This is a genomic window from Frankia sp. R82, from assembly GCF_023716925.1.
Taxonomy (GTDB): Bacteria; Actinomycetota; Actinomycetes; order Frankiales; family Frankiaceae; genus Frankia.
The window spans coordinates 1-11,270 of record NZ_JAMQQG010000342.1 but is presented as its reverse complement, the minus strand read 5'-3'; the positions used below and the strand labels follow the sequence as shown (position 1 = coordinate 11,270).

Genomic DNA, 11,270 nt, shown 5'->3' with positions numbered 1-11,270 from the left:
GCGCCCGGCCACAAGCAGCGCTCCGACCCGGCGGGCCGGCGCGGCGACCTCGTCGGGCACCCGGACCAGCAGCCGGTCCGGATCCGCGACGGCCGCACGGACCAGCTCCTCGGACGCACCCGGCTGGACGGCCCCCGCATCCCGGTCGAAGGCCCGCAGCGCCCGGCCGAGCTCGCGCAGGCCCGCCGGATCCGCCCCGCCCAGCGGGGAGGTCAGCAGCGTGCGGGCCACATCGACGGTGAGGGCGCCGGCCGGATCGTCGGCGCAGCGCAACGCCAGCAGCAGCAACGCCGCCGCGGGTTCCTGCGCGACGGGCAGGTCGTCACCGTCGACGGTGACGGGGACACCGGCGGCGACCAGGGCGCGGCGCAACCGGCCGATCCGCTCGGCGGTGCGCACCAGCACCGCCATCCGCGCCCACGGCGTGCCGCGTTCCAGGTGTTCGCGGCGCAGCGCATCGGCGACCGCGCTGGCCTCGGCGCTGGTGGACACATAGGTGCGCGCCTCCACCTGGCCGGCGCCGAGGTCTGCACGCCCGGTGAGATCGCGGTGGGCGCGCAGGGCCGATGCCGGCAGCCGGGTCGCCGGCAGCCGGCGGGCGACGTGCCGGCTGGCCAGCAGGGGCGCCGGAGCCATCCGCCGACACCGGCGCAACGCGACGATCGGCGCGTCCCGCCCGCCCACCGAGCGGAACCGACGGGGAAACTCCAGCAGCCCCGACACCTCCGCGCCGCGGAAGGCGTAGATCGACTGATCAGGGTCCCCGAACGCGACCAGGTTCCCCCCGCCGCCGGCCAGGGCCCGCAGCAGCCGCTCCTGCGCCGGATCGGTGTCCTGGTATTCGTCGACGAAGACGTGCTGGTAGCGGGCACGCAGCTCATCCCCCGCCGGCCCCTCGGCGACCAGCACGGCCCGGTGCACCAGATCGGCGTAATCCAGCGCTCCCTCGAAACCGAAGACATCCAGGTAGATCTCGTAGAACTCGGCGAGCGCCGCCCACTCCGGACGGGCGGTGCGCTGCGCGAGCTGGGCCAGCTGCCCGGGCCCGAGCCCCACCTCCCGGGCCCGGGCCAGCAGGGCGCGGACCTCCTCGGTGAAACCCCGGGTACCCAGTGCCTGGGCCAACGACTCCGGCCAGCGCGGATGGCCGTCCTCCCGGGAACCGTCGACGAGCTCCCGCAGCCGACTGTCCTGCTCCGGGCCGGACAACAGCCGAAACCCCCCGTGCGGCGCCGGCCGGTCGTGCGCCCGCAGCACCGCGAGACACCAGGCGTGAAACGTCCAGGCCCCCGGCCCGCGCCCGACCCCGCCGCCGCCGGGCCCGGGGCTGACGTCGGGGACCGCGGCGGTACCGGGGATCACGTCAGAACCGGGGATCACGTCAGAACCGGCAGGAGGGTCGGTGGCGCCGAGCCGGGCGGTGATGCGTTCGCGCAGTTCCCCCGCCGCCCGCCGGCTGAACGTGAGCACCAGGATGGACCGGGGATCGGCGCCCGCGGCGATCCGCGCGGCCACGGCCTCGACCAGCGTCGCCGTCTTGCCCGTGCCCGGCCCGGCCAGCACCAGCAGGGGCCCGCCCGCATGCTCGACCACCTGGCGCTGCGCCGCGTCCAGCTCCAGCGGCGCCGTGACCGGCACCGGTGCCACGACCAACCGGTGGCCGGCCGGCGGCGCGGCTGCACCGCGGGCGGCAGCGGGCGCGGACGGCAGGCTCACCCGAACAGCACACCACGCGCCACCGACACGCCGGCCGGCAGGACTCCCCACATCCGGCCAACCGGTCGCCACCTCGACCTACGGTCGTCCGATCGGAGGGCAATCCCACCGGTCGGCGACCCGACCACCGAGCATCCGACCCCCACCATGGGGCCGTCCCGGGGGGCGGTGCGTGCACGCATCCGACCGGACGTGGCACTGTCGTGACCCATGAGCCCATCCGTGCCGACCCACGACTGCGAGGGCAAGGTGGCGCTCGTCACCGGAGCGGCCTCCGGCATCGGTGCCGCCTGCGCCCGTCGACTGGCCGCCGCGGGCGCCCGGGTCGTGCTCACCGACCTGCGCCCCGACGAGGTCAAGGAGGTGGCCGCCCAGATCGAGCGGGACGGGGGCGAGGCCGTGGCGCTCGAGGCGGACGTCACCGATCCCGACGCGATCGAGCAGGCCACGCAGACCGCCGTCGGCACCTTCGGGCGGCTTGACCTGAGCGTGAACAACGCCGGCATCGCCGCCGGGCGCGAACCGATCGGCACCACCCTGGCCGAGGACTGGCAGCGCGTCCTGGACGTCAATCTCTCCGGCGTCTTCTACTGCATGCGCGCCGAGATCACCGCCATGCTGCACGGCGGTACCGGCGGTTCCATCGTCAACATGGCCTCGGTGTTCGGCACCGTCGGCTTCGCGGGGTCGGCTCCGTACGTCGCGGCCAAGCACGGCGTCGTCGGCCTGACCAAGACCGCGGCGCTGGAGTACGCCACCCGCAACATCCGGGTGAACGCGGTCGCCCCCGGCTTCGTCGACACCGCTCTCATTCAGGTGGACGGCCGGCCCCAGCGCGGCGCGGCACTGCTCACCCCGATGAACCGCCTCGGCACCCCCGAGGAGGTCGCCGAGGTGGTCACCTTCCTGCTGTCCGACCGCGCCTCGCTGGTCACCGGCAGCGTCTACCTCGCCGACGGCGGCCTGACCGCCCGCTGACCGCAGGCCGGTCAGCGGGCGGTCAGGCCGGCTGGGCCGGAGCCGGGGTGCCGTCCCAGCGGGCGGTGGCGAGGTGGACGCGTTCGCCGGACGGGGTGAGCGGGGTGGCGTCGGCGATCAGGCGGCGCAGGGCCTCGGCCGGGTTGGCCGGGTTCGGCTCGCCGGTGGACCGGATGACCCGGTGCCAGGGCAGCTCGTCCTCGGCGTAGCGGGCCAGCACGGCGCCGACGGTCCGGCCGGTGCCGGCCCCGACGAACTCGGCAATGTCACCGTAGGTCATCACCTTGCCCGGCGGGATCCGGGCGACGGTGTCGAGGACCTCGCGGGCATGCGGACTCGGCTCGGCGTCCCCGAGCCGGATGCGGGTACCGAGCCCCGCCGACACGCTCGCCGGCGGGGCGGCCCGACCCGCCCGGGTCCGCGCCCGTCCGTCGTCCACTGCGCTCATGCGCTCGGCAGGCTCATGCGCTCAGTAGACGGGCAGGGTCTTGTCGACCTGGGTAGCCCAGGCCGTCACCCCACCCTGCACGTGCACGGCCGAGGTGAAACCGGCGCCCTTGAGGGTCGCCAGCGCATCCGCGGAGCGCACCCCGGACTTGCAGTAGACGACAACCCGGCGGTCCTGCGGCAGTTCGGCGAGGTGGGCGGGCAGCTCGCCCTTCGGGATGAGCCGGGCGCCGGGGATGCGCACGATCTCCCACTCGGCGGGCTCCCGGACATCGATCAGCTCGATCGGCTCACCGGCGTCCAGCCAGCTCTTGAGCTCGCTCGCGAGGATCGTGGAGCCGGACGCGGCGAGCTGCGCCTCCTCCGAGACGACACCGCAGAACGCCTCGTAGTCCTCGACCAGCTCGGTGATCGACGGGTTCTTCCCGCACAGCGGGCACTCCGGGTCCTTGCGCACCCTGATCGAGCGGTAGGTCATCTCGAGGGCGTCGTACACCATCAGCCGACCGACCAGCGGGTCACCGATACCGGTCAGCACCTTGATGGCCTCGGTGGTCTGGATCGACGCGATCGACGCGCACAGCACGCCGAGCACCCCGCCCTCGGCGCAGGACGGGACCATCCCCGGCGGCGGCGGTTCCGGGTAGAGGCAGCGGTAGCACGGCCCGTGCTCGGCCCAGAAGACGCTGGCCTGCCCGTCGAACCGGTAGATCGAACCCCAGACGTACGGCTTGCCGAGCAGGACGGCCGCGTCGTTGACCAGGTACCGGGTGGCGAAGTTGTCGGTGCCGTCGACGATCAGGTCGTACTGGCTGAAGATCTCCAGGACGTTGGAGGTGTCCAGCCGGGTCTCGTGCAGCACCACGTTGACGAGCGGGTTGATCTCGAGCACCGAGTCCCGCGCCGACTCGGCCTTGGAGCGGCCCACGTCCGACTGCCCGTGGATGATCTGACGCTGCAGGTTCGACTCGTCCACCGTGTCGAACTCGACGATGCCGAGCGTGCCGACCCCGGCCGCGGCCAGGTACATCAACGTCGGCGAGCCAAGACCACCGGCCCCGACGGCCAGCACCCTGGCGTTCTTGAGTCGCTTCTGGCCGTCCATGGCGACATCCGGAATGATCAGATGCCTGGAGTACCGGCGGACCTCGTCGACGGTCAGGCCCTCGGCAGGCTCGACCAGAGGCGGAAGGGACACGCTAGCTCCTCGCGTTCGCAGTCGTACGTCGACGATGCCACGTTCTTCGACGATTCCACAGGGGCACGCGGCCTCGGCACGAATCGACCGGCCGCCGCCTCCCACCGATCCACAGCGCCCGCGACCGCCCCCCTGTTCCCCCGCCCCCACGTTTGCACGTTCCGCTCCCGCGCCGCGCCGCGCCGCTTTCCGCGGGGCAGGCCGGAACGCCGGTGCGGGTGTTCCCCGGGGACGCCTGGGTAGACCGTCGCTGACCGACCGCACCCAACCACCGATGGCAGGGAGCTGAGCACTGTGTCTTTCGTCGACAAGGTCCGCAACAAGCTGGACGAGCTGCGCGGGCGAGGCAAGCAGACCGCCGGCCGAGCAGCCGGGGACCGCCGCACCGAGGCCGAGGGCCGCGGCGACCGTACCGCCGCCGACCTGCGCCAGGCTGGTGAGAAGGCCAAGGACGCCTTCCGTCGCTGACCTTGCGGGTCAGCGACGTGTTGCGCCACCCAGGCCCTGAGCAACCACCACCGGATGCCGCCACCACCCGCCGCTCGCACCACCCATCGCCGAGCGGCGGGTGGTGCGCTCACGCGGAGCGGCGAGTGGTGCTCGGGGAGCGCGACACGTCCTCCGTCGAGCCTTTCGGCGACGTCTTGCCGGGCGTGGACCGTCCGCTCGACGTACGCGCGGATCGAGCGGGTCCCCCGGCGGTGCGCCCCGTCCCTGAGCCCGCCCGGGGCGGAGCCGGCGCCGTGCGGGCCGCAGCCGACCGCGGCGAGCGGGGCACACCGGTGGACGACCGCCCCGACCGTGGCTGCTCCCCCGACCCGGACCCCGGGGCCGCCTCGGCCAGCGCCCCCGGCCCCACGGGCTCGGTCGACGAACCCGGCGCCGGCGCGGCGGGCTCGTCACGGCGGGCGGCGGCGATGCTGGCGCGCAGCGCGGCCATCAGGTCGTCGACGGGTTCGCCGGGTTCGTCCTCGGGCGGGACGACGACGGCACGGCCGGCGGCCTTTGCCTCGATGACGGACTCCAGCGCCTCGCGGTACCGGTCGGTGAAGCGGGTGGGATCGAAGTCGGCGGCCAGCGTGTCGATGAGCGAGCCGGCCATGGCGAGCTCCGGCGGATGCACGGCGACCTCGTCGGACAGGAACGGGAAGTCCGGTGCACGGACCTCGTCCGGCCAGACCATCGTTTCCAGCACGAAGACCGCGCCGCGCACTCGGAGCGTCGCGAGCTGCTCACGCTGGCGTAGGGCTATCTTGACCAGCGCGACCCGCCCGGACCTGGCCAGCGCGTCCCGCAGCAGCACGTACGGTTTCGTGCCGGTCCGGTCCGGCTCGACGTAGTAGCTCCTGGCGAAGTAGATCGGATCGACCTGCTCCAGCGGCACGAACTCCAGCACGTCGATGGCCCTGGAGGTGGACAGCGGCAGGTTCGCGAAGTCGTCGTCGGTGAGCACGACGGTCTGACCGTCCGGCAGCTCGAACCCCTTGGCGACGTCGGCGTAGGCAACCTCGGCCCCGTCGGCCTCGGCGACCCGCCGGTAGCGGATGCGGGACCCGTCGGTCCGGCGGACCTGATGGAAGGCGATGTCCCGCTCCTGCGTGGCGGAGTACAGCCGCACGGGGATCGACACCAGACCGAAGGAGATGACACCCTTCCAAATCGAACGCATGTTCGCCCCTAACGTCGGCTACCCACCATGGTGACCCACCGGACGCCCACCTGTAAGCCAGATCGAACAAACGTCCACAGTTATCAGGTGGCGGCCTGGCCCGTCCGGGGGATACCCGTCCGAGGCCAACCACAACGGGGACGGAATGAGCACGTCACAGGAGCGTGAGCAGGAACCACGGCAGTCGAGCGGGCAGGCACGGTCGGGCCACCGGGGGCCGACGGGCGGGCCCGAACGGGCCGGCGTCGAGATCGACGGGCGTCACGTGCGGCTGTCGAACCCGGACAAGGTGCTCTACCCGGCCACCGGCTTCACCAAGGGTCAGGTCATCGACTACTACGAGCGGATCAGCGCGGTCCTGGTGCCGCACCTGACCGATCGTCCACTCACCGTGGTGCGATACCCGAACGGGGTTACCGAGAAGGGCTTCTTCACCAAGAACGCCCCATCCCACCGCCCGGAGTGGACGACGACGGCCCGGCTGCCCTCGCCCGGCTCCACGAAGGACCGCTCGACCATCGACTACCTGGTCGCCACCGACCGTCCCACCATGGTGTGGCTGGCGAACCTCGCCGCCCTGGAGCTGCACACCCCGATGTGGCGGATCTCGACCGGGCGGCCCGACCTGGTGGTGGCCGACCTGGATCCGGGCCCGGGCACCTCGGTGGTGGACTGCGCGCGGGTGGCGCTGCTGCTGCGGGAGATTCTGCCGGGGCCGCTGGGCGTGAAGACCAGCGGTTCCAAGGGCCTGCAGATCTATGGAAGGGTCACCGACGGCCGGACGTCCATGCAGGTCAGAGCGGATATGCGGACGATCGCCGGCCGGCTTGCCGCCGACCATCCCCAGCTGGTCGTCGCGAACATGCGCAAGGACCTGCGGGGTGGACGGGTCCTGCTGGACTGGTCGCAGAACAACCCAGCGAAGACCACGGTGAGCGTCTACTCGCTGCGTGCCCGGGAGCGACCCACCGTCTCCACCCCGGTGACCTGGGCCGAGGTGGAGAACTGCCGTCGTCCGCAGGATCTGGATTTCTCCGCGGGCGACGTGCTGCGACGCGTCGACGAGCTCGGCGACCTGTTCGCCCCACTGCTCGGCGACCCCGTCGACGATCCCGGATGAGCGCAGTCCGCGTGAGCGGCACGCACACCGGGCACATCGGATCCGGGCCCGACGTGGGTCTGGACCGTCCGACGTCGGCGTCCCACCCCGCGGACGCCGCATCGACGAGCTCAGGAGGACGTCCCATGGCAGCACCCACCGAACTGCCGGGCACCGGCCGCACCCTGGAAAGCCTCCCGCCGGAGAGCCACCCCGCCGAGGTCCTTCCGTTGGAGGCCTCCGACGCCGACGCCGCCGAACAGGCCCGGGAGGTCCGCCCGCCGGACTCCGGGGCGACGGTGGTGGACGCGCTCAGCGAGGTCGACGAGTTCGACCGGGTCGAGCAGAGCATCGTCGTCGAAACCGACGAGGACGACTACCGCTGACCACCGCCGGCCGGCGCTGACCGCCCCGTCGGCCGTTCGCCGTTGACCGCGGCCGGCGGGACCGGCATCGGCGACGGATGCCCGGGCGGGTACGTCGCCCCCGGGCGGGCACCCGTCGGCAGGGGCGCAGCGGCGAATATTGCGGCCAGGCCGGTAACCGTGACGGCCCGCTGTGCGAAAGTGAGCCGACAGCCGCCGACATCAACCAGGAGGAGCGCCGGTGACCGCCGAGCCAGCCTCGCCCGGCACCCGTACGGGCCGGACTCCCCGGCTGCCCCGCACCGCCCGTCGCTTCCAGCTCCTCGGCGCGGCCCGCGAGGTCTTTGTCGCCCAGGGTTACCACGCCGCGGCGATGGACGAGATCGCCGAACGGGCCGGAGTCAGCAAACCCGTGCTCTACCAGCACTTCCCGGGCAAGCTCGAGCTCTACCTCGCGCTGTTGGACGAGCACACGACCCAGCTCGTCAACGCGGTCGAGGAGGCCCTCGGTTCCACCACCGACAACCACGTACGCATCGCCCGTTCGGTCCGGGCGTACTTCGACTTCGTCAACGACTCCTCCGGTGCGCACCAGCTCGTGCTGGAGTCCGACCTGCGCAGTGAGCCCGCGGTGCGCCAGCGCATCGAGACGGCGTTCGCCCGGTGCGTCCACTCGATCGCGGCGACCATCGTCGCGGAGACGGGGCTCGATCCCGCCGAGGCCGATCTGCTCGCCGTCGGGCTGATCGGCATGGCGGAGACGGCGTCGCGCTGGTGGCTGGTGCGTGGCGAGACGGTCCCCAAGGAACGAGCCGTCGAGGCGATGATCGAGCTTGCCTGGCGTGGCATCGGTGGCTACCCCCGGCAGGAACATCCCTAGCCCGGACGGCGGGCCGCACCCGTGCGGCGTGTGCCAGGAGCGAACACGGCGGACCCGCGCCGGTGGAGAAGTCCCGGAAGCCATAGTGTGGGCCGTGATCCAACCTCGGCGGCGGGTGTCCGCTGCCGCGCGGGTCCCGCGCGGGTCCCGCGCAGGTCCCACGAAGGTCCGACGAAGGCGGAGGTCATCGGTGGAGGTCAAGATCGGCGTACGGCAGGTCGGCCGGGAGCTGGTGCTGGAGATCGACCAGACCGCGGAGGCCGTCGCCGCGCAGGTGGGCGAGGCGGTCAAGTCCGGCAGTGGCGTGCTCACCCTCGCCGACGAGAAGGGACGCCAGGTGCTGGTCCCGATCGAGGCCCTGGCCTACGTGGAGATCGCGGCGACCTCGCCCCGTCGGGTCGGTTTCGGCGGCTGACGACTCGGCGCGGGCTGACGACTCGGCGCGGACAGGGGCGGTGGCAGGCGGAACTCCGTCGGTCACCGCCCCTCGTCATGCCTACGCCGGGTCATGATTGCGCCGGGTCATGATTGCGCCGGGTCAGGCGGACAGGCCGAGGGCGGACATACGGCGGCTGTGGGCCGACATGATGCGGTTGAAGATGGCCGCCAGTGCGTCCAGATCGCCGACCCCGACGAGCAGGCCGGTGAGGGCGTCGCGGTCCACTCCGACCCGCTGCGCCTGGGTGAGCGCCTCCCCCACCAGCCGACGGGCCCACAGGGCCAGGCGACCGGCGACCGTGGGGTTCACCTCGATCGCGGCGCGGACCCGCTCGACGGCGAAGGCGGCGTGCCCGGTGTCGGCGAGGACCCGCAGCACGATGTCCCGTGACGGCCCCGGCAGGCGGGCCGCGATCTCCCGGTAGAAGTCCGCCGCGATGTTGTCCCCCACGTATGCCTTGACCAGGCTCTCCAGCCAGTCGGCCGGGGCGGTCGAGTTGTGGAAGTCGGTCAACGGCCCGATGAACGGAGCCATCGCGTCCTCGCGACGTACGCCGAGCCGGTCCAGTTCGTCACAGATAGCCTGAAAGTGGGCGAACTCCGCCGCCGCCATCGTCGCCAGTGCCATCTTGTCACCGAGGGTCGGCGACATCCGGGCGTCCGTCGCCATCCGTTCGAAGGCCGTCAGTTCGCCATAGGCGAGCAGGCCCAGCAGGTCGACAGTTGCCTGATCAGGCTGGTCCGCGGGACCCGGGGCCGACGCATCGGCCGGCGGAAACGATGTCTGCATCACGATCGGATTCTGGCACCGATGGCCACCGCGACGGCAATCGTCGGCCAAGGAGCCCCCGCTGGGCCGTCTCAGCGGCTATGCTAGTCACAACTAGAGGCCGTTATGCGCCTCAGTTGTCGCGTAGTAGGCGTCGCCTCGTTACCTGTGCACCCAGAGCTGCCGTCGATGGCACCGGGCACACGGACTTCGGGCCGCGGGCGCCTCGCGACTCACCGCGAGCGGGTTCAGCGCAGACACCGCTCAGAGAAGACCAGGAGCGTCCCGCTGTCCGTCACAGCAGAAGTACCTTCAGATGATCTATCAATGTCCTCCTCGCCGACCGAGATTTCCGCGGTAGTGCCGTTGACCGCGGCCCGCCCGACCTTCGCCGACCTGGGCGTTCGCGCCGAGACGGTCGCAGCGCTGGCCGAGGCCGGCATCGTGCACGCCTTCCCGATCCAGGAGCTGACGCTCCCGCTCGCGCTCGGGCGCAACGACATCATCGGCCAGGCCCGCACCGGCACCGGCAAGACCCTCGCGTTCGGTATCCCCCTCGTGCAGACGGTGCTCTCGCCCGCCGAGGGTGCCGACGGCCGGCCCCAGGCTCTGGTCGTCGTGCCCACCCGCGAGCTGTGTGTCCAGGTCACCGCCGATGTCACCCGGGCGGGCTCGGGCCGTGGCCTGCGGGTGCTGGCCGTCTACGGCGGCCGGGCCTATGAGCCGCAGCTCACCGCCCTGCGCGCCGGGGTCGACGTCGTCGTCGGCACCCCCGGCCGGCTGCTCGACCTCGCCCGTCAGCGCGTGCTCGATCTGGCTGCCGTGCGCGCCCTCGTGCTCGACGAGGCCGACGAAATGCTCGACCTCGGCTTCCTGCCCGATGTCGAGCGCATCATGGCGCAGCTGCCCACCAGCCGGCAGACCATGCTGTTCTCCGCCACGATGCCCGGCCCGGTGATCTCGCTGGCCCGTCGGTTCATGGCGCGCCCCGTGCACGTGCGCGCCGAGCAGCCCGACGAGACCCGCACCGTGCCGAGTACGCACCAGCACGTCTTCCGCGCCCACGCGCTGGACAAGATGGAGGTGCTCGCCCGCGTCCTGCAGGCCTCCGGGCGTGGCCTGGCGATGGTGTTCGTCCGTACCCGGCGCACCGCCGACAAGGTCGCCGAAGAGCTCGACAAGCGTGGTTTCGCCGCTGCCCCCGTGCACGGCGACCTCGGCCAGGGCCAGCGGGAGCAGGCGCTGCGGGCCTTCCGTGCCGGCAAGGTCGACGTGCTCGTCGCCACGGATGTCGCCGCCCGCGGGATCGACATCAGCGGCGTCACCCATGTCGTGAACTACCAGTGCCCCGAGGACGAGAACGTCTACCTGCACCGCATCGGCCGCACCGGCCGGGCCGGGGAGAGCGGCGTCGCCGTCACCTTCGTTGACTGGGACGACCTGCCCCGGTGGACGCTGGTCAACAAGGCCCTCGGTTTGCCGTTCGAGGGCCCGGTCGAGACCTACTCGACCTCCCCGCACCTGTTCGAGGCACTCGGCATCCCCCCCGAGGTCACCGGCAACCTCCCCCACGCCGCGCGCACCCGCGCCGGTCTGGACGCCGAGGACCTCGAGGATCTCGGCGAGTCGTCCCGCCGCGGCGGCGGTCGGCGCGGTTCGTCGTCGCGTCCCGGGCGGTCCACCGCGCCGGCCGCGGCCGAACGTCCGGCGG

At 72.5% G+C, this 11,270-nt stretch carries 12 protein-coding genes; 7 read left to right on the top strand and 5 right to left on the bottom strand.

From position 1 onward, the window contains the following. Window positions 1-1,716, bottom strand: a 1,716-nt coding sequence (locus tag ND747_RS27915) for a UvrD-helicase domain-containing protein (RefSeq protein WP_251737245.1), incomplete at its 3' end; no start/stop codon positions are given. Between the two features lie 210 nt (window positions 1,717-1,926). On the opposite strand from ND747_RS27915, the gene ND747_RS27910 reads away from it, so the two are divergent. Further along, entirely contained in the window at window positions 1,927-2,694 is a 768-nt protein-coding gene (locus tag ND747_RS27910) for an SDR family NAD(P)-dependent oxidoreductase (RefSeq protein WP_251737244.1), read from the top strand. 22 nt (window positions 2,695-2,716) lie between these two features. Here ND747_RS27910 and ND747_RS27905 read toward each other — a convergent pair whose 3' ends face one another. Next, window positions 2,717-3,142, bottom strand: coding sequence for an MGMT family protein (locus ND747_RS27905; RefSeq protein ID WP_251737243.1), 426 nt, complete (start codon window positions 3,140-3,142; stop codon window positions 2,717-2,719). A 21-nt stretch (window positions 3,143-3,163) separates the two neighbouring features. Next, a complete protein-coding gene (gene moeZ, locus ND747_RS27900; RefSeq protein ID WP_251737242.1) occupies window positions 3,164-4,339 on the bottom strand; it encodes an adenylyltransferase/sulfurtransferase MoeZ in 1,176 nt (391 codons plus the stop codon). Between the two features lie 294 nt (window positions 4,340-4,633). On the opposite strand from moeZ, the gene ND747_RS27895 reads away from it, so the two are divergent. Further along, on the top strand, window positions 4,634-4,807 hold the full coding sequence (locus ND747_RS27895; RefSeq protein WP_251737241.1) for a CsbD family protein: 174 nt from the start codon (window positions 4,634-4,636) through the stop codon (window positions 4,805-4,807). 109 nt (window positions 4,808-4,916) lie between these two features. On the opposite strand, the gene ND747_RS27890 is transcribed toward ND747_RS27895, so the two are convergent. Then, window positions 4,917-6,008 carry a Ku protein gene (locus ND747_RS27890; RefSeq protein WP_251737240.1) on the bottom strand — a complete coding sequence of 364 codons (1,092 nt, stop codon included), beginning with the start codon at window positions 6,006-6,008 and terminating at the stop codon, window positions 4,917-4,919. Window positions 6,009-6,153: 145 nt separating this feature from the next. On the opposite strand from ND747_RS27890, the gene ligD reads away from it, so the two are divergent. From ligD to ND747_RS27870, 4 genes are all read left to right on the top strand, one after another. Next, on the top strand, window positions 6,154-7,128 hold the full coding sequence (gene ligD, locus ND747_RS27885; RefSeq protein ID WP_251737239.1) for a non-homologous end-joining DNA ligase: 975 nt from the start codon (window positions 6,154-6,156) through the stop codon (window positions 7,126-7,128). Next, the gene (locus tag ND747_RS27880; RefSeq protein ID WP_251737238.1) at window positions 7,125-7,493 is read left to right on the top strand and encodes a hypothetical protein; all 369 of its coding nucleotides are present in this window, start codon (window positions 7,125-7,127) and stop codon (window positions 7,491-7,493) included. Before ligD ends, ND747_RS27880 begins: the two co-directional genes overlap by 4 nt. A gap of 220 nt (window positions 7,494-7,713) precedes the next feature. Then, the gene (locus ND747_RS27875) at window positions 7,714-8,352 is read left to right on the top strand and encodes a TetR/AcrR family transcriptional regulator (protein ID WP_251737237.1); all 639 of its coding nucleotides are present in this window, start codon (window positions 7,714-7,716) and stop codon (window positions 8,350-8,352) included. A 190-nt stretch (window positions 8,353-8,542) separates the two neighbouring features. Then, the gene (locus ND747_RS27870; protein WP_251737236.1) at window positions 8,543-8,767 is read left to right on the top strand and encodes a DUF3107 domain-containing protein; all 225 of its coding nucleotides are present in this window, start codon (window positions 8,543-8,545) and stop codon (window positions 8,765-8,767) included. 123 nt (window positions 8,768-8,890) lie between these two features. Here ND747_RS27870 and ND747_RS27865 read toward each other — a convergent pair whose 3' ends face one another. Beyond that, window positions 8,891-9,580 carry a ferritin-like fold-containing protein gene (locus ND747_RS27865; RefSeq protein ID WP_251737235.1) on the bottom strand — a complete coding sequence of 230 codons (690 nt, stop codon included), beginning with the start codon at window positions 9,578-9,580 and terminating at the stop codon, window positions 8,891-8,893. A 306-nt stretch (window positions 9,581-9,886) separates the two neighbouring features. On the opposite strand from ND747_RS27865, the gene ND747_RS27860 reads away from it, so the two are divergent. Further along, window positions 9,887-11,270, top strand: a 1,384-nt coding sequence (locus ND747_RS27860) for a DEAD/DEAH box helicase (RefSeq protein WP_251737234.1), incomplete at its 3' end; no start/stop codon positions are given.

What these genes read in the sequence shown, in the direction of transcription:
- ND747_RS27910 (WP_251737244.1), top strand. Translation starts at nt 1,927, where the DNA reads ATGAGCCCATCCGTGCCGACCCACGACTGCGAGGGCAAGGTGGCGCTC.
- ND747_RS27905 (WP_251737243.1), bottom strand. Translation starts at nt 3,142, where the DNA reads ATGAGCGCAGTGGACGACGGACGGGCGCGGACCCGGGCGGGTCGGGCC.
- ND747_RS27890 (WP_251737240.1), bottom strand. Translation starts at nt 6,008, where the DNA reads ATGCGTTCGATTTGGAAGGGTGTCATCTCCTTCGGTCTGGTGTCGATC.
- ligD (WP_251737239.1), top strand. Translation starts at nt 6,154, where the DNA reads ATGAGCACGTCACAGGAGCGTGAGCAGGAACCACGGCAGTCGAGCGGG.
- ND747_RS27880 (WP_251737238.1), top strand. Translation starts at nt 7,125, where the DNA reads ATGAGCGCAGTCCGCGTGAGCGGCACGCACACCGGGCACATCGGATCC.
- ND747_RS27865 (WP_251737235.1), bottom strand. Translation starts at nt 9,580, where the DNA reads ATGCAGACATCGTTTCCGCCGGCCGATGCGTCGGCCCCGGGTCCCGCG.